This window comes from Marinomonas communis (genome assembly GCF_004363305.1).
GTDB lineage: Bacteria > Pseudomonadota > Gammaproteobacteria > Pseudomonadales > Marinomonadaceae > Marinomonas > Marinomonas communis.
Map to the genome: position 1 here is coordinate 35,128 of NZ_SNZA01000001.1, position 18,651 is coordinate 53,778.

At 46.1% G+C, this 18,651-nt stretch carries 15 protein-coding genes and 1 other RNA gene; all 16 read left to right on the top strand.

Going from position 1 to position 18,651, the window contains the following annotated elements:
• Positions 1 to 57: 57 nt before the first annotated feature.
• The 16 genes from C8D85_RS00170 to murC all read left to right on the top strand — a co-directional run bounded on the left by C8D85_RS00170 (position 58) and on the right by murC (position 18,649).
• On the top strand, positions 58 to 1,752 hold the full coding sequence (locus C8D85_RS00170; protein ID WP_133559357.1) for a DUF2786 domain-containing protein: 1,695 nt from the start codon (positions 58 to 60) through the stop codon (positions 1,750 to 1,752).
• 185 nt (positions 1,753 to 1,937) lie between these two features.
• Positions 1,938 to 3,455, top strand: a complete 1,518-nt coding sequence (locus tag C8D85_RS00175) for a fumarate hydratase (protein ID WP_133559358.1) — start codon at positions 1,938 to 1,940, stop codon at positions 3,453 to 3,455.
• 179 nt (positions 3,456 to 3,634) lie between these two features.
• Complete coding sequence (locus C8D85_RS00180; protein ID WP_133559359.1) at positions 3,635 to 4,330, top strand: response regulator transcription factor; 696 nt, start codon at positions 3,635 to 3,637, stop codon at positions 4,328 to 4,330.
• A 25-nt stretch (positions 4,331 to 4,355) separates the two neighbouring features.
• The gene (locus tag C8D85_RS00185) at positions 4,356 to 5,678 is read left to right on the top strand and encodes a HAMP domain-containing sensor histidine kinase (protein ID WP_133559360.1); all 1,323 of its coding nucleotides are present in this window, start codon (positions 4,356 to 4,358) and stop codon (positions 5,676 to 5,678) included.
• 62 nt (positions 5,679 to 5,740) lie between these two features.
• An RNA gene (gene rnpB / locus C8D85_RS00190) (RNase P RNA component class A) lies at positions 5,741 to 6,092 on the top strand.
• Positions 6,093 to 6,255: 163 nt separating this feature from the next.
• Positions 6,256 to 6,711: a division/cell wall cluster transcriptional repressor MraZ gene (gene mraZ / locus C8D85_RS00195; RefSeq protein WP_133559361.1), complete on the top strand. Its 456-nt coding sequence runs from the start codon at positions 6,256 to 6,258 to the stop codon at positions 6,709 to 6,711.
• Positions 6,708 to 7,646, top strand: a complete 939-nt coding sequence (gene rsmH / locus C8D85_RS00200; RefSeq protein ID WP_133559362.1) for a 16S rRNA (cytosine(1402)-N(4))-methyltransferase RsmH — start codon at positions 6,708 to 6,710, stop codon at positions 7,644 to 7,646. Before mraZ ends, rsmH begins: the two co-directional genes overlap by 4 nt.
• On the top strand, positions 7,639 to 7,917 hold the full coding sequence (ftsL, locus tag C8D85_RS00205; protein ID WP_228191752.1) for a cell division protein FtsL: 279 nt from the start codon (positions 7,639 to 7,641) through the stop codon (positions 7,915 to 7,917). The genes rsmH and ftsL overlap by 8 nt, the downstream gene beginning before the upstream one ends.
• On the top strand, positions 7,914 to 9,701 hold the full coding sequence (locus C8D85_RS00210; RefSeq protein ID WP_133559363.1) for a peptidoglycan D,D-transpeptidase FtsI family protein: 1,788 nt from the start codon (positions 7,914 to 7,916) through the stop codon (positions 9,699 to 9,701). Before ftsL ends, C8D85_RS00210 begins: the two co-directional genes overlap by 4 nt.
• 1 nt (position 9,702) lies before the next feature.
• Positions 9,703 to 11,166 carry a UDP-N-acetylmuramoyl-L-alanyl-D-glutamate--2,6-diaminopimelate ligase gene (locus C8D85_RS00215; RefSeq protein ID WP_162847511.1) on the top strand — a complete coding sequence of 488 codons (1,464 nt, stop codon included), beginning with the start codon at positions 9,703 to 9,705 and terminating at the stop codon, positions 11,164 to 11,166.
• A complete protein-coding gene (locus C8D85_RS00220) occupies positions 11,156 to 12,517 on the top strand; it encodes a UDP-N-acetylmuramoyl-tripeptide--D-alanyl-D-alanine ligase (protein ID WP_133559365.1) in 1,362 nt (453 codons plus the stop codon). The genes C8D85_RS00215 and C8D85_RS00220 overlap by 11 nt, the downstream gene beginning before the upstream one ends.
• A gap of 14 nt (positions 12,518 to 12,531) precedes the next feature.
• Complete coding sequence (gene mraY, locus C8D85_RS00225) at positions 12,532 to 13,614, top strand: phospho-N-acetylmuramoyl-pentapeptide-transferase (RefSeq protein WP_133559366.1); 1,083 nt, start codon at positions 12,532 to 12,534, stop codon at positions 13,612 to 13,614.
• 6 nt (positions 13,615 to 13,620) lie between these two features.
• Positions 13,621 to 14,970 (top strand): UDP-N-acetylmuramoyl-L-alanine--D-glutamate ligase, encoded by a 1,350-nt coding sequence (gene murD, locus C8D85_RS00230; protein ID WP_133559367.1) that lies wholly within the window; start codon positions 13,621 to 13,623, stop codon positions 14,968 to 14,970.
• Positions 14,967 to 16,157 (top strand): putative lipid II flippase FtsW, encoded by a 1,191-nt coding sequence (gene ftsW, locus C8D85_RS00235; RefSeq protein WP_133559368.1) that lies wholly within the window; start codon positions 14,967 to 14,969, stop codon positions 16,155 to 16,157. Before murD ends, ftsW begins: the two co-directional genes overlap by 4 nt.
• Positions 16,158 to 17,228, top strand: a complete 1,071-nt coding sequence (gene murG / locus C8D85_RS00240) for an undecaprenyldiphospho-muramoylpentapeptide beta-N-acetylglucosaminyltransferase (RefSeq protein WP_133559369.1) — start codon at positions 16,158 to 16,160, stop codon at positions 17,226 to 17,228.
• On the top strand, positions 17,228 to 18,649 hold the full coding sequence (gene murC, locus C8D85_RS00245; protein ID WP_133559370.1) for a UDP-N-acetylmuramate--L-alanine ligase: 1,422 nt from the start codon (positions 17,228 to 17,230) through the stop codon (positions 18,647 to 18,649). Before murG ends, murC begins: the two co-directional genes overlap by 1 nt.
• Positions 18,650 to 18,651 lie beyond the last annotated feature (2 nt).

Below are 18,651 nucleotides of genomic sequence, written 5' to 3' on the forward strand. Positions count from 1 at the left end.
TTATTCAAACTCCTCATGGTTGGCATCGCATCCATACAACATTAGGACATTCGAAGTATGAGTATTAGACGAAGAAAAAAAGCAGTTAATAAGGTAGTAAAGCTACTAAATTTAGCGACGTCGACTAATTCTAGTGAATCCGCAATGGCGTTGCGTCATGCGGAATCCATCATTCTTCAAAACGGACTATCCCAAGGGGATATTCCTATGTATCAATTATGTGATAGAGCGATGCTGTTCAAAGTAAGCTGGAATGGCCAGCCTCGCCATACAAAAGTAGAGAAGCCAACAACGACTTCTGAATCCTTTGCTCAACGTCGCTTTAGTGAGAAGCCAGCGGATGCAAGTCGAGCTTATGCAGGAGCAAAAACTATCTTAGACGATATAGACGAGGCAGCTGAAGATTTAGCTACGGCAGAGCCAGCAGAAGTTTTTACTTCTGAGTTTGAGGCGAACCAGGACGCTGTTGGTGACGACGTTTCGGAAATGTCTTCAACTGAAGTTGAAGCTGAGAAAGCAGAAGATGTGGCTGAATCTGAAGAGTGTGTTGAAATGGAACTTGATCTTGAGAACGTAGATCTGTCGGTTGATGCATCTGTTGACCAAAATGTGGATCAGCAAGCAGATACGGAAGAAGTATTTTCCGAACCTCTTAGAGAAGAAAAAGTGTTCACTCATGACAATGTGATTAATGCAGCGAATGCCTTTAGGCCGACTGGGGAACAGTTTAAAGAAACTCTCCGTAACCAATATGCGTCAAGCAATCCTGAAGTGCCTTTTGAGGAAGATGCTTATTGGGCAAAAGTGCATGGCTTGCTAATGGATTTTGATGAATCCGAAATTTTGGTAGAGATGGACGGGCTGGAAGGCCAGCTAACGTTGGCTCAAGAGGCGCTTAAAGCGAAACGTAGCGAGCGTGCTGCCGTTGAGCAAGAAGAACTAAAGGAGAGAACGGAGCGGGCGCGCATTGAACAAAGCTTCGAAGAAGCCATCGAGCGTGCGTTTCAAGCAAGGGCGAGAGCCTACGAAGCATGGGAGTCGAAAAGAGCGCAGATGCGAATGGATTCTATGCGCGCTGAGCAAGATGCTCAGCAAGGTTTTTCCGAGCTGTCTGAGCGTTTAACTGCATGCAAGGAGCAGTATTCACAGCATTTGCAGCTAAAAGAGGATTACCGTGCTGCGAAAATCATGCATGAGCTACGTCGTCACCTTGCTTTGGCAGCCAAAGGCGATGAACAAGCCGCTCAATCCTATGACACGGTGATTGCAATTATGTCAGAGAGTGAGCTTTCACTTAGAGACCTTGAGTTCTCGGATATACGTAACAAAAGTCTATTTATACGACTGTTAGAGCGAGAGGCGGCCCAGATCGCAGATGTGCATGATCGTGAAATGTACACTGAGGAAATGCTGGATAAGTTTTTAATGGCAAGCCGACAATCGCAGCCATCCAAAGCATCTGAAAACCCTATTGAAAGGGTTGAGCGACTTTTAAAAAGTATTGAGGGTGTAGGGCATTTTGAAAGTCAAAAGGTGATCGAACAGGTGCTTGCTTTAATGGAGTCTCACCAGGTCAGTGTTCGAGATCTTGATTATGGCTGCATCAATAAATACTCAGTGTTTATTTGTTTGATAAATTGGGAGGCTGAGCAAATCCACTCTTTGTCAGAACGCGAAAAGTTCACTTCATCAATTTTAGAAGAGTACGTTCAATATTCTGTTACGAATCCGCGCTCATCGCAAAAAGCCTAATTGCAAAAAAGACGATTTTCATAAAGCCCGTATGCTAGTGCTGCTGTCATACGGGCTTTTTCTATATTGATACCATGAATGTGCGGTATATTTGGTGAAAATTTTGCTTTTGCCTTTCAAAGCTAGTTCGCTTCTTTTAACATTCTGCTTCCACATAAAAATATAATACTCAGCAGGAGAGTCGCATGAGCATTATCAAAGAAGATGACCTGATTAGCAGTGTGGCAGATGCCCTTCAGTTTATCTCTTATTACCACCCTCTAGACTTTGTAAAAGCCGTTCACGAAGCTTACGAGCGTGAAGAAAGCCAAGCCGCTAAAGATTCCATGGCCCAGATCCTTATCAACTCACGTATGTGTGCAGAAGGTAAGCGCCCAATCTGTCAAGATACGGGTATCGTAACGGTATTTGTTAAAGTGGGTATGAATGTTCAGTGGGAAAGCTCTATGAGCGTAACTGACATGATTAATGAAGGTGTACGTCGTGCTTACCTTCACCCAGATAACGTTTTGCGTGCGTCAATTCTTGATGATCCTGCTGGTGCTCGTAAAAACACCAAAGACAACACTCCTGCGGTGATTCATATGGAGGTTGTTCCAGGTGACACTGTTGAAGTGCATGTTGCAGCTAAGGGTGGCGGTTCTGAGAACAAGTCTAAGCTTGCAATGCTAAATCCATCTGATTCTATTGTTGAATGGGTTAAGAAAACGGTTCCAACAATGGGGGCGGGCTGGTGTCCACCAGGTATGTTGGGTATAGGTATCGGTGGTACTGCAGAGAAAGCCATGGTGATGGCGAAAGAATCTCTAATGGAGCCAATCGATATCCATGAACTGAAAGCTCGTGGTCCACAAAACCGTGTTGAAGAGCTTCGTTTAGAAATTTTTGAAGCGGTAAATAACTTAGGTATCGGTGCGCAAGGCCTTGGTGGTCTGACAACGGTTCTTGATGTAAAAATCATGGACTACCCAACGCACGCAGCCTCTTTGCCTGTTGCAATGATTCCTAACTGTGCGGCAACTCGTCACGCGCACTTCGTTCTAGATGGCTCCGGCCCAGCTGATCTTGTACCGCCATCATTGGATGATTGGCCAGATATCACTTGGGAAGTAGGTGAAAACGTACGTCGTGTAAACCTGAACGAAGTGACGCCAGAAATGGTGAAAGAGTGGAAGCCAGGCGAAACGGTTCTTCTTAACGGCAAAATGCTGACTGGCCGTGATGCGGCGCACAAGAAGATGGTTGAGATGATGGCGAATGGTGAAGAGCTACCAGTCGATCTTCAAGGTCGTTTCATCTACTACGTCGGCCCAGTTGATCCTGTGAAAGACGAGGCAGTTGGCCCTGCAGGTCCGACTACGTCGACTCGTATGGATAAGTTCACACACACTATGCTTGAAAAGACAGGTCTGCTTGGCATGATCGGTAAAGCTGAGCGTGGACCTGTTGCGATTGAAGCGATCAAAGAGTTCGGTGCTGTTTACTTGATGGCTGTTGGTGGTGCTGCATATCTAGTATCTAAAGCGATCAAGAAGGCAGAAGTTGTTGCATTCCCTGAATTGGGTATGGAAGCGATCTACGAGTTTGATGTTGTAGATATGCCGGTAACCGTTGCTGTTGATGCGGCTGGCACGTCAGTTCACTTGACTGGTCCAGCTGAATGGAAAGCAAAAATTGAAGCGCAAGTTGTTGAAGTGAAATAACTTTCTGCTTCTCTAGTAAAAAAGCGCCCCATGAATTGGTTTTCATGGGGCGCTTTTTTTATGTCAATGTGTCAGCCCCATAGCAAAAACTGTCAGTTCTTTGAAAAGAGGGGTTTAATTGTTCGCATACTACCATACTATGGAATAGTCAAACGACTTTACATTTATAAGGGTTGAATATGGTTAAGTTACTATTAGCGGACGATGATGCACGTTTGTCGGATCTAGTGAAGGAATACTTTGATGGTGAAGGGTACGAAGTGACACATGCGTGGAATGGTCAAGAAGCCCTAGATTACATGGAGCAAGATCGTCCTGACATTGTTATTCTGGATGTCATGATGCCAGTGCTTGATGGTTTTGAAACATTGAAGCAGATCCGAAATAAGAGTTCCATCCCAGTCATTATGCTGACAGCTAAGGGTGATGATATCGACCGAATTCTTGGTCTTGAGATGGGGGCTGATGATTATCTATCTAAGCCATTTAATCCACGCGAATTGTTGGCGCGTATCAAGGCAATCTTGCGTCGAGCTTCGCAAGAAAAAGAAGACGACCCGATGTCAGACTTGGCATTGTCCGATGTGTTGCTAAGACGCCGTGATCGCACGGTGTACCTGCATGATGAACTTATTGAGTTGACTACATCTGAGTATGCGTTATTGGAATGTATGATGCTGGTGCCAGGGCAAGTTATGACAAAGCAAGAATTGTCAGAAAAGGCGTTGGGTCGAAAGCTCACTATGTATGATCGTAGTCTAGATATGCACATTAGTAACCTGCGCAAAAAAGTTGGTAACTTTGAGAACGAAGAACCTCGTATCAAAACCGTGCGTGGCGTTGGATATATATTTGTAGATGGAGCTGAGTGCTAGCATTTTCTGTTAGCTGTCACATGGTATGAAAAATACATTTTTGCGTGTTTTCTTAGTTGTTCTCTTTTCCAATATGGTCGTTGTGGCGATTGGCTTAGGGGTGGTTGATTTTGTGCAAGACAAAGACCAAGTCTCTGCCGATGTGCTTGGCGATGTTGGGGTAGACTTAGTATCTATCTATGAGAAAAGCGGTACAAGTGAGTTACAAGCGCAAGCACGTATTTATGAGCAGCAGCTACAGGGTAGTATTTATATCTATCAGGAAAACGGGCGCCCATTGCTGCGCCCTTTACCAAGGAACTTTCGAGAGCAGTCAGCTTTAGATTCGGAAGCGGATTCGGAGGCATCTCAAGCGGCGGCGGACGCACGTCGCAGTCAGTTTATTCAGGTGATTGGTGCCAGTAATACGCAATATTTGCTTGTCTTTAGACCGCAAGATAATAGTGATGAAGTGAGTCCATGGGTGATTTCATTGCTTTCTCTGTTGGGGCTTCTGGTATCTAGTGCGATTTTGGCATATTGGCTAATGGGGCCACTTCTGAAACTACAGAAAATCACTCGCTCATTTGGCCAAGGTGATATGACTGCAAGGGTGGATTCTCGTTTGGTTAAGCGTAATGACGCGATTGGTAATCTTGCGCGTGAGTTCAATGAGATGGCGGGGCGTATCGAAACGCTTTTAAGTTCGAAAGAGCGGCTTTTGCGAGATGTGTCACATGAGCTAAGAACTCCACTGGCGCGAATTGAGGTTGCGTTAACCATTGCTGAAGATAAGCAAGGACAAGAGGCACAGCAAAACTATTTAGATCGTATCAGAAACGAGCTTCATGAGTTAGATGAGTTGATTGGTCAGGTGTTGACTTTGTCGCGCCTTGAAGCTGCATCTATGCAAAAAGAGCAGATGGATTTGCAGTCATGGTTGTCAGACATTGTTGAAGATGTGCAGTTCGAATCTCAGCTAAAAGGCATCACGATTACTAAAACGGGTAGTTCTCCTAAAGCATTGCATGGTGACCCGGTGCAATTACGACATTCGGTAGAAAATGTACTGCGTAATGCATGTTTTTATTCCGGTGAAGGCAGTACCGTTCAAGTGGAAGTGTCTGAAGTGGATCGTAGGGCGATTATTTCAATAAAAGATAATGGTCCTGGGGTGGCTGACGAGATGCTCGAAAAGATCTTTCATGCGTTTTTCCGCTCCTCCTCAGCTCGTGAATCAAACAGTGGCGGTTTTGGTGTTGGGTTAACCATTGCGAAGCGTATCATTCAGGCCCATAACGGTGAGATACAGGCTTTTAACCGCCCAGAAGGCGGTTTAGAAGTGAAGTTTTGCTTGCCGATCTCATAAAAATACACCCATAGCGATATTTTTCTTGCATTTCATCTGTCGCCCTGTAGTATGCCCCACCGCAAGTTGGCCAGACAGTCGCCGCTTTAACTCTGTTAAAGGGGAGGAAAGTCCGGGCTTCGCAGGGTGAAGTGCCAGGTAACGCCTGGGGGGCGAGAGCCTACGGAAAGTGCAGCAGAAAATATACCGCCTAAGCAGTTTACTGCCGGTAAGGTTGAAATGGTGCGGTAAGAGCGCACCGCGCGACTGGCAACAGTTCGTGGCATGGTAAACCCCACTTGAAGCAAGACCAAATAGGAACTCATTGGTGTGACCCGCACTGAGTTCGGGTAGGTTGCTTGAGCTGTGCAGCGATGTACAGCCTAGATGAATGACTGTCCACGACAGAACCCGGCTTATCGGCCAACTTGCTCCCTCTCTCCTCTACAAACTCCTTTCAATCTTAAAGATTTCGTAAGTTTTCCCTTAGAGGCACATAAAGAATTCGCATTTTGCGAATTTTTTTTTGTATTTTTTTAACTAATACTAAAATTAGTGTTAAATTGTGGGGGAAAGTGTCGATAAGTGGGATATGGGCATGTTTAGAGGTATTCATCAGGTGAGTGTGGACGCAAAGGGGCGATTGTCTCTTCCTGCGCGCTTACGTGATGAATTTCTTCAGTACGAGGATGCTGGTGTTGTTGTGACAATTGACCCTATGTCGCGATGTTTGTTGCTGTACCCGCTTTCAGAGTGGGAGCAGATACAAGAGAAGCTGGATCGCTTGCCTTCATTTCAGCCGCAGGCAAGACGTCTTCAAAGGTTGCTAGTTGGTCATGCAACCGATCTTGAGATAGACAGTGCAGGGCGTTTGCTTTTACCTGCACCTTTGAGGGAATTCGCCAAAATACAACGTAAATCCACGTTGCTTGGGCAAGGGAAAAAACTGGAAATCTGGGGCTTGGAAGAGTGGGAATCGCAGCGCGAAGAGTACCTGTCTGAAGTCTCCTTAGAAAATTTAGAAATTGATACGTTAATGGATATCTCATTATGACAGATACAACACCTGAACATATTAGCGTCATGCTGAATGAATCGGTCGATATGCTAGTGACCGATGAAGCGGGAACATATGTGGATGGCACCTTCGGTCGTGGTGGTCATACCCGCTTGGTGTTGTCTCGTTTGACCACTGGCAAAATGCTTGGTTTCGATAAAGATCCAGTCGCTATTGGGCACGGAAAGGCGCTAGAGCAAGAGGATGATCGATTTACCATTGTTCAAGATAGCTTTGCCAACATGGCGGAGCACATCCCGCAAGTCTTTGGTGCTGACAAAGTCGATGGTGTGATGATGGATCTAGGAGTGTCATCACCACAATTAGACGATGCTTCACGCGGCTTTAGCTTTATGAACGATGGCCCACTAGATATGCGTATGAACCCTGATGCAGGAATAAGTGCCGCTCAGTGGATTGCTGTCGCACCGGAGAAAGAAATAGCAGATGTCATGTATCAGTACGGTGAAGAGCGTTTCTCTCGTCGAATTGCACGTGCCATTGTCGAGTTTCGCTCGCACACCCCCATTACAACCACTAAACAACTAGCCAAGATCGTTGCAGAAGCTCATCCCGCTTGGGAAAAAGGCAAAAACCCTGCTACGCGAGCGTTTCAGGGAATTCGCATTCATATCAACAACGAGCTTGGTGATTTAGAAAAAGGGTTAGAGGCTGCTGCCAATGCGCTTAAGGTGGGCGGTCGCTTGGTGGTTATTAGTTTTCATTCCCTTGAAGATCGCATTGTGAAGCAATTCATGAAAAAGCAATGCAAAGGGCCGGACTTGCCGCGCCATTTGCCTATCCAGAATGCGCACATGAATATTCACTTTAAAACGGTTGGTAAAGCGATCAAGCCATCGAAAGGTGAAGTGAGTGACAACGTTCGCTCTCGCAGTGCAGTGCTTCGGATTATGGAGCGAATCAGTGAGTAATGATTTGGCTAAGCCGCTTAGTTTTTTACTAAGTCTGGTATTGCTAGGCGTGCTCGCAATTGTGCTTGTTGTTCAAGTTTATGATTTCCGTAGGGACTTTGCATACCTACAGAAGCTAAAAAAAGACGAAGTGAATTATGAGGTGGTTTGGGGGCAGTTGCTGCTAGAGCAAAGTGCGTTAACCCAACCTAGTCGATTAGAACAGGCTGCCGTAAGAGAGCTGGAAATGCATGCTCCAAGCCCAGAAGAATTGGTCATTGTGAAACCATGAACGCAGACGATAAACAGTACTCACCCAGCAAGATACGCTTATACGTTGTCTATGCCATCGCGTTTGCTTTGTTTTCTGTGGCGGCAGGGCGTCTCTTTTATCTAACAGTTTTGGATAAAGAGTTTCTGCAGAACCAGGGTGAAATGCGTGCGGTAAGGACGGAGTCGATTCCTGCTACCCGAGGCATGATTCTGGATCGTAACGGTGAGCCGTTAGCTGTTAGTACACCGACTTGGACGGTTATTGCTAACCCGCGTGATTTATGGGGCTTGGCGGAAGATCCTGAAAATTTATCTAAGCCTGCTTCTGAGCGTAAAACTCCGGAAAAAGAAATTGCCAGATTGGCAGAAGCTATGGGAGTGGGTTCTGCACTTCTGAAAGAGCGATTTGAGATCAACCGTAATAAAGGCTTTATGTATCTAAAACGTCAGGTACCTCCGCATGAGGCTGAGGCGATCTTAGATGCGAAAGTGGTTGGTGTGACGAAGATTAAAGAGTACAAGCGCTTCTACCCAGCTGGGGAGGTGACTGCCCAAGTCGTAGGTTTTACCAATATCGACGATAGAGGCCAAGAAGGGTTGGAGTTGGCCTACGATCAAGCGTTGCAGGGTACGCCTGGTAAAATCTCATACATGAAAGATTTGAAAGGCAATATTATTCGTACTCTAGGGCAAGAGGTGCCTGAGCGTGCTGGTGAGAATATCGAGTTAAGTATCGATATGCGTCTGCAATACTTGGCTTATCGTGAGCTTAAAGCGGTTGTGACAGAGCAACGAGCCACGTCAGCCTCGGCGGTGATCCTAGATGTTCGAACCGGTGAAGTGCTTGCGATGGTGAACCAGCCATCATTCAACCCCAATGACCGCTCTGATTTGGAGCCTGAAGAACTTCGCAATCGTGCTGTGATTGACTTGTTTGAACCTGGCTCTACGATGAAGCCTTTTTCCATTACGGCGGCACTTCGTTCAGGTCAATATTCAACAGAATCCGTTATTGATACCAGTCCTGGATACATGAAGTTTGGGCGTTATACGATCCGTGACTTCCGTAATTACGGCAAAATTAATTTAGAAACCGTATTGGTTAAGTCGAGCAACGTTGGTACATCACATATTGCTCTATCTTTGCCTCAGGACACCATCTGGAATATGTTCTACGAGCTAGGCATTGGTTCCCCTGTAGGGTTAGGGTTTCCTGGTGAGGCTACCGGAAAGCTACCTATGCATCCAAAATGGCATCCATCGGAAATTGCTACGTTGTCCTATGGTTATGGCTTATCCCTTTCTACTTTGCAGCTTGCACAGGCGTATATGACTTTAGCGAATCATGGCTATAAAGTCCCTGTTACGATCTTTAAACAGGATATTCCTCCACAAGGTGAGCAGATCGTGCCAGCGAATATAGCTCAAGATGTGGTGAAAATGCTGCAGGCTGTTGTAACTGAGGGTTCGGGTAAAAAAGCCCAGATCCCTGGCTACAATGTGGCGGGTAAAACCGGAACTGTACACAAAGTTGGTGTTGGCGGTTACGAATACGATCAGTATATTTCCCTGTTTGCTGGTATGGCGCCCGCAACTAACCCCCGTCTAGCAATGGTAGTGATGGTTAATGACCCTAAAGGCCGACAATACTATGGTGGTGAGGTTTCTGCTCCAGTATTTTCCCGTGTCATGGAAGGGGCGCTAACAACGCTAAATGTTCCGCCGGATCGTCCTGAAGGGCTTCGTGAAGTGCGCTTAGATGATACGGCAAAAACACCATATCGAATCGTACAAGGAAACTAACATGTTTACCCTTGAGCAGCTTTTAGAGTGGTTAAATCTCGAAAACTGTTGGAAAAATGAGCATATTGAGTATCGGTCCTTAGAGACCGATTCTCGTTTAGTGGGGGGCGACTCAGTCTTTATCGCCTTGCCTGGGGTGGCCAGCAATGGTTGGGACTATCTAGATCAAGTCGCAGCGAAAGGTTGCTCTGTCGCCATATTACCCAAAGGCTTAAATCTTAAGCACGACGATCTTAAACTGATAGAAGTTGACGATATTGAGCTGCAATTGGCTCTACTTGTGAGAGAAGTCTACGGACCGCTGCCTAAGCATATTATTGCTGTGACTGGCACAAATGGTAAATCCAGTATTTGCTACTACATTGCGCAGCTTGCTCAAGCGGCAGGTTTCTCTAGTGCGATGATTGGCACTTTTGGTATTGGTCCAATCAATCAATTGCAAGAAGCCAAACAAACGACACCAGATCTCCTTACTTTACACAAGCTTTTGTCTAGCTTTGCGGCGCAAGGTGTTGAATTGGTTGCTTTTGAAGCTTCATCTCATGCGCTTGATCAAAAGCGTTTGGCTGGTGTTCCTGTGTCAACGGCCGTTTTCTCAAACCTTACGCGTGATCACCTTGATTATCATGGCTCAATGGAGTCTTATGCTCTCGCAAAGCGACGCTTGTTTGAATTTGACTCCTTAACCTACGCCATCGTTTGTGCTGATTCGGATTACGCCGATTTTATGCTAGAAACATGCCATGCTAAGGCGTGGCGTTATTCTGCTCAAAGTAAGACGAATGCTGACTTTTTTGTGGTGGATAAAGCCTTTCGTCAGGATGGTTTGGAGTTGAGCATTCGAGTACATGACAAACAGTATGCGGTGTCATTACCGTTACTTGGTGATTTCAATGTGCAAAATGCCTTGGCCGCATTAGCAGCAGTGGAAAGTATTGCGGCGGATGTCGATAAGGTTGTGCCAGCCATGATGCATTTAAAAGGTGCGCCAGGCCGGATGGAGCCTTGCAAACGTAGCGGTGCACCATTGGTGCTTGTGGATTATGCCCATACTTCGGATGCACTCGAGGTGGCGCTTAAAGCGGTGCATGAACATGTTGCCGGGAAGTTAGTGTGTGTATTTGGTTGCGGTGGTGATCGAGACAAAGGAAAGCGCTCGATGATGTTGCAGGTGTCTCAGCAGTTTGCCGATAAAGTTTACCTTACATCGGATAATCCTCGCTCAGAGTCTCCAACGGCCATTATTGATGAGGCGATGTGTGCTTTTGATGAACAGCTTGCTGAAGTGGTGGTCGAGCCTGATCGCCAACGCGCTATTGAGTCAGCTATCGCATCCGCAAGTTCCGAAGACATTGTGCTGATCGCTGGCAAAGGTCATGAAACGTATCAAGAGATTAGGGGTGTCAGACAGCATTTTGACGACCGAGAGGAGGCGCTGAAAGCGCTTAGCAAGTATGTTAATTAACCTTACCTTATCTGATATTGCTACCATTGTTGGCGGTCGTCTCATTGGTGATGATGCCGTGGTTTCAGAGGTCTCAACAGATTCTCGTGATGATTTGTGTGGCAAGCTTTTCGTTGCTTTAGTGGGAGAGCGTTTTAATGGAAACGAATTCGCAAGTCTTGCTATAGCGCAGGGTGCCACTGCGGTTTTAGTCAGTGAGGAAGTTGATGTCAAACCTCGCATCCAGGTGGCCGATACCGCACAAGCATACCGAGCTATAGCAAAACATATTCGAAGGGCATTTCAGCATCCAGTCGTGGCGATTACTGGAAGTAATGGCAAGACGAGTGTGAAAGACTGGTTATCTCAGGCGCTCTCTACAGACGCAGTCACGCTAAAAACTCAAAGTAATTTAAATAATCAGATTGGCGTACCTAAAACATTGTTGGGGTTGGCTGCTGACCACCAGTACGCAGTGATTGAGGCTGGTACGAGTTTCCCGGGTGAGATTGAAATACTGGGTAGTACGATAGAAGCCGATGTGGTGGTGTTAACCAATGCAAGTGGCAGTCATCTTCAGGGCTTTGGTTCTATCCAAGGCATTGCGGTTGAGAAAGGTAAGCTTATCGAAACGGCTCGGCCTAATGCGTCGGTTGTGTTGAATGCTGATGATCCCTCCTATTCATACTGGTTGAGATTGTTGGCTGAAAGAAGCTTGCTGAGTTTTTCGTTTCATGATCATGAGGCGACGTTGTTTGCCAAAGACATGCAGGAAACCGTAGGTGGTTCACAAACTACTCTGATTTACCAAGACGAGAGCTTTCAGTTGAAGCTAGACCGACCTGGGAAACATCATGTAGCGAATGCTATGGCGGTTGCATTGGCTATGGTGGCCTTAGGGTTTGAGTTTGAACGGATCATTAATAGCTTAAAGCATCCTGAACAGGTGCCAGGGCGAATGGAGCTGGTTCCTACAAAAAGTGAAGCTGTTGTCATTAATGATTGTTACAATGCTAGCCCTAAATCCGTTGAAGCGGCGATCGATGTTTTATCCTTGTATAAACAGCATACAAAATGGATGGTTCTTGGTGCGCTAGGGGAGTTGGGTGATCAAGAAATTGCAATTCATGAGGCGCTGGGTAAGTACGCTGCCAAAGCGGGTGTAGATCGCTTGGTAACCATTGGTCCGGTTGCAAAGTTTGCAGCGGAAGGGTTTTCAAACAACATAAAGTCTGAACAGCAGCTTTATGCTTGTCATAGTAAAAACGAAGCGCTAGAGCTTCTCTCTACGCTTGATGCTGAACATGTCATTTTGGTTAAGGGGTCTCGCTCTGCCAAGATGGAAGATATTGTAAACGCTCTAAAAATTTAGGAATTGGCATAACCATGCTACTGCTATTAACGGCTTATCTTAGCAAATACTTTACGTTTTTTACCGTCTTTAACTACCTATCGTTGCGAGCGATCCTAGGTGTGTTGACGGCATTGTTTATTTCTTTACTGATTGGCGGCAAAGTGATCCGTTTGCTGCAGCGTTTACAGATTGGGCAGGCGGTGCGTGATGATGGGCCGCAATCTCATTTGAGCAAAGCTGGAACCCCGACCATGGGTGGGGTAATGATTCTGTTTTCGATCGCCATTAGTACCTTACTGTGGGGTGACCTGACTAACCCATATGTGTGGGTGACTTTGCTGACTATGATTGCCTTTGGTGCCGTGGGCTGGGTAGATGACTATCGTAAAGTGGTAGAGAAGAATTCTCGAGGTTTGCCTGCGAAATGGAAGTACTTCTGGCAGAGTGTGTTTGGCTTATCCGCAGCTATTTATCTGTATTCAATCGCTTCAACACCTGCTGAGACAGAGTTGCTGATTCCTCTATTTAAAGACGCAGCCATTCCTCTAGGGATATTCTTTGTTGTATTTACCTATTTTGTAATTGTTGGCACGAGTAACGCGGTTAATTTAACAGACGGCTTAGACGGTTTGGCAATACTGCCGACGGTTTTGGTCGGTGGTGCGTTGGGATTGTTTGCTTACTTAACAGGTAACATTAAATTCGCGGAATACTTGTTGATTCCTTATGTGCATGGAACAGGTGAGTTGATTGTATTCTGCGCGGCATTAGTTGGTGCTGGATTGGGCTTTTTGTGGTTCAACACATACCCTGCTCAAGTGTTTATGGGGGATGTGGGGGCGTTGGCGTTGGGTGCTGCGTTAGGTGTGATTGCAGTGATCGTTCGTCAGGAGCTGGTTTTATTTATCATGGGGGGCGTGTTTGTAATGGAAACGGTCTCTGTGATACTACAAGTCGCATCTTACAAGCTAACCAAGCGCCGGATTTTCCGTATGGCCCCTATACACCATCACTTTGAGTTAAAAGGTTGGGCGGAGCCGAAAGTCATTGTGCGTTTCTGGATTATTACCGTCTGCCTTGTGTTGGTTGGGCTGGCAACGTTGAAGGTGAGGTAGTCAATCATGTCGCTAATCTCATCAGATCGCGTTCGTGCAGTGGTTGGTCTTGGTGTCAGTGGTGTTTCGACCGCTAACTTCTTAGCCAAACAAGGCTTGGATTTCTTTGTTGTAGACTCCCGTGAAAATCCTCCAGGTTTAGAGCAGGTGAAAACCATCTGTCCTGAGGATCGAATTTATACGGGCAGTCTAGATGCGCTTAAAGAGCTCGGTGTAACGGAGCTTTTTGTGAGCCCAGGCATCGCACTGTCTACTCCTATTCTTAAAGAGCTTGCGGCCCAAGGCGTACAGATGCGAGGCGACATAGATTTGTTTCGTGATTATGTTAAGGCTCCATTTGTTGCGATTACAGGCTCCAATGCGAAAAGCACCGTAACAACCCTGCTTAATGAATTGCTATTGGCGCTGGGCAAAAAGTCTGTTGCTGGCGGGAATCTTGGTCGTCCAGCGTTGGATCTATTAGAGGATCAGGCTGATATATATGTGCTGGAGTTGTCTAGTTTTCAGCTTGAAACGACTCACCATCTTCAGGCCGATGTTGCATGTTTGTTAAATGTCTCTGAAGATCATATGGATCGTTATGATGACTTATACGGTTATCAAAGAGCCAAGCAGCGGATCTATCGAGGCTGTAAGGCTGCGGTTTGTAACAAGCAGGATATTCTGACAGCGCCGTTGCTGGCCCAAAATACGCCGGTGCGTGCTTTCACAAAAGGTATACCAGACCTTAAAGAGTTTGGGTTGATCAAAGACGATGAAGGTACTTGGTTGTGTCATGGCGTTAAGCGTTTGCTAAATACCCAACAAGTCCGTTTGAAGGGAGAGCATAATTACGCCAATGTTTTGGCATGTTTGGCTATGTTGGACGTGATGGGGCTCCCTGTTGACGCACCAGAAGTCTTTGCTGTTCTCGAACAGTATGCTGGATTGCCACACCGTTGCGAGACAGTTCGTGAACTGGATGGAGTGGTATTCATTAACGATTCCAAAGGCACGAATGTCGGGGCAACATTGGCCGCATTAGAAGGACTTGGCGACAGTAAAACAAAGGTCATCCATTTATTGTTGGGTGGTGTGGGCAAGGGGGCAGACTTTTCTCCTTTGGCACCAGTCATTGAAAAATACGTCAAGCAAGTCTATGTATTCGGTAAAGATGCTGGTCAGATCATCGACATTATCCCTACTGATACGCCATGCTCACACTATCAGGACCTTTCTGAGGTGATCGGCTCTGTTAAAAATAACGTGCAGGCGGGTGATATAGTCTTGTTCTCTCCTGCTTGCGCAAGTTTTGATCAATATAAAAGCTTTGAGCATCGTGGTATGCATTTTCAGGAACTTGTTAATCTCCTATGAATATCAGAGCAATCCTAGAACCTATCTCATTTAGAGAGTTTCGTACTGTTGACCCTATATTTTTAGCGTCAGCCGCGTGCGTATTAATGCTTGGGATTGTCATGGTATCGAGTGCCTCCATTTTTCTCTCGGAGACAAAATACGGCCACCCTTTTTATTTCATGGCTCGTCAGCTGATCTACCTGGTGATTGGCTTGGGCTTTGGTTATTTCATGATGTCGATCCCGACGGAAACGCTACATAAGTGGGGAGTACCACTTATGATGTTCTCGTTGTTGTTGCTGATTTTGGTGCTGATGCCGGGGATCGGTAAAACGGTTAACGGTAGTCGTCGTTGGATTAACTTGGTGGTCTTTAACTTGCAGGCTTCAGAGGTTGCTAAAGTCTGTATGGTTGTTTATGTGTCTGGCTATTTGGTGCGAAGAGCTGATCGTGTAAGGCAACAATTAATTGGCTCGGGCATGCCGATGGTTGTGTCATTTCTGTTTCTAATTTGTTTGTTGTTGGAGCCTGATTTTGGGGCGTCGGTGGTATTGGTTGGGACGGTGATTGCCTTGTTGTTCATCGCTGGTGCGCCCATTTACCAGTTTATTGGGCTGGTGATCGCTGTCGTGGCTGCGCTTGGTGTTGTGGCGGTGTCAGAGAGTTATCGCTTAAAGCGGCTCATGAACTTTATTGACCCCTGGGCAGATCCTTATAATGATGGGTACCAGCTTTCTCAAGCGCTAATAGCCTATGGTCGTGGTGAATGGTTTGGCTTAGGTCTTGGGAACAGTGTTCAAAAGTTAGCCTATTTGCCTGAAGCTCACACGGATTTTGTTTTTTCTATCTGGGTAGAAGAAACCGGTATGATGGGTGGACTTCTGTTGTTAGTCGCTTTTGGTTTGATGTTGTCTCGTGTTTTCAAAGTGGGACAGCATGCCATGCGATTAGGGCGCTTATTTCAAGGTTATATGTGCTTTGGCTTTGCGATTTTGATTTTGGCTCAAGTCATCATCAATGTTGGTGTAAACACCGGCTTCTTGCCAACCAAAGGTTTAACGCTGCCACTTATTAGCTACGGTGGTAGTAGTCTCATCATTACTCTGGCCAGTTTGTTTGTCGTAGCGCGAGTCGATATAGAAAATCGTCGTCAAGACCCTGTTACAGAGTCGTCTAAATCTCCCGTAACTGCAGAGGAAGCTTAAGTGTCCAAACCCCGTAAAATAATGTTGATGGCTGGCGGTACTGGTGGACATATCTACCCAGCACTGGCGTGTGCAGCTGAATTTAAACGTTTAGGTTTGGATGTTTGTTGGCTAGGCTCTGCTGGTGGTATGGAGGAATCTCTTGTTCCTAAGTATGACATTCCTTTGAAAACGGTCTCAATTAAAGGAGTGCGTGGAAAGGGATTCGCAGGTTTGGTGATGGCGCCGTGGCGTATAGCTAATTCAATTGGTCAAGCGATTGCAATTCTTAGAAATGAAAAGCCAGATTTAGTCTTAGGGATGGGTGGTTTTGTTGCTGGACCAGGTGGTGTCGCAGCCAAAATGCTGGGAATACCATTGGCAATCCATGAGCAAAATGCTATTGCTGGCACCACTAACAAGCTGCTCTCTAAAATTGCAAAATTGAAAATGCAAGGGTTCGAGGGGGCTCTTCAAGATGGCTTGACGCTAGGGAATCCTGTGCGGAGTGATATTTTATCTCAGCAGAGTCGAGAGCCTAGAAAAGACAACGCGAGGCCTTTGAAGTTGTTGGTTGTGGGTGGCAGTTTAGGTGCTAAAGCCATTAATGATGTTGTGCCAACACTACTAGAGCAATGGTCACATGGGGTTCGCCTTGATGTTTGGCATCAGACCGGTCCTAAACTTCATGAGTCAGTCGTAGAGGATTATAAAAAACATAACGTTGAAGCACGTGTAGATGCCTACATTGATGATATGAGCCAAGCATATTATTGGGCTGATATTGTACTGTGTCGTTCTGGAGCGATGACAGTCAGTGAGCTTGCCATTGCCGGACTGCCTTCAATTTTGGTTCCGTATCCACATGCTATTGATGATCATCAAACTGCCAATGCGCGCTCTTTAGAGATTAAGGGTGCTGCATATTTAATGCCTCAGCCTACTTTAAATGTAGATGCTTTAAGTGCCTGTCTAGCTGAGGTTGTTGGGAATACTGAAAAATTACAAAACATGTCGGTGTCTGCTAAGCAAGCAGGACACCCAGACGCTACACGAAACGTGGTGTCTCATTGCATAAGGTTAATAAAATAATGATGGAAGCAAAATTTCGCTACGATATCCCTACCATGCGCCGTATTCAAAATATCCACTTTATCGGTGTGGGTGGTGTTGGTATGTCAGGTATCGCTGAAGTGCTATGTAACCAAGGTTACAACGTAAGCGGCTCAGATATGAAGGCTTCAGTAACGACGGATCGTTTGGCTAAATTGGGTGTGGAAATCTTTATTGGCCACCAAGAGTCAAATGTAAAAAACGCCCATGTTATTGTCGTTTCCAGCGCAATTGATGCAAGCAACCCAGAGATTCAGTGGGGCAGAGAGCATCGGATTCCGATCGTTAGACGTGCGGAAATGTTGGCTGAATTGATGCGCTACCGACACGGCATAGCCGTTGCTGGGACGCATGGCAAAACCACCACTACTAGTTTGATGGCATCCATTTTGGCTGCGACAGATGAAACACCAACATTTGTCATTGGTGGTCGCTTGACCAGTGCAGGAGCCAATGCACAGTTAGGTAGCAGTAAGTATCTGGTGGCAGAAGCCGATGAAAGTGATGCGTCGTTTTTACATTTGCAGCCACAGACCGTGATTGTCACCAATATCGATGAAGATCACATGGACACTTACAATGGTGATTTCGAACAGGTTAAGCGTACCTTTATAGAATTTATTCATAATCTACCATTCTATGGCTTAGCCGTTTTATGTGTCGATGATGAGAATGTTCGTGAGATCATGCCCGAGTTAAGCCGTCCAGTTTTGACTTATGGCATTGATGAGCCTGCTGATTTTTATGCGACGGAGATTTCACAAAAAGGGCGTTTTTGTGAGTTTTTAGCACATCGTCCCGAAGGTGAGCCACTTCGAATTCGTTTGCCAATGCCTGGGCGTCATAACATTCTGAATGCTTTGGCGACCATTGCTGTGGCCACAGATCTAGGTGTGGAAGCGGCTGCAATACAGGCAGGTTTAATGGGGTTCGAGGGCGTGGGGCGACGTTTTCAGGAGCAAGGCGACCTTTCTCTTCCTGCTGGTGGCAAAGTTATGTTTATAGATGACTACGGTCACCACCCGAGTGAAGTGAAAGCGACTATTAAGTCTATCCGTGCAGGCTGGCCTGAGAAGCGTTTGGTTATGGTGTATCAGCCTCATCGATACACACGTACCCGCGACCTTTATGAAGACTTTGTAAAAGTGCTATCTGAAGTAGATGTATTGTTGCTGTTGGATGTTTATTCTGCTGGAGAAACGCCTATCAATGGTGCGGACAGCAAATCTATGTGTGGCAGTATTCGTCAGCGTGGTTCTGTTGACCCTATCCATGTCAGCAGTGAGGATGACTTGAGAGCTATCCTAGCCAATGTGCTGCGTCCAGATGACTTGCTAATTACTCAAGGTGCAGGTGACATCGGCTCTATTTCCAAAAAGCTTGCGGCAGAGGGTGTGTAAGG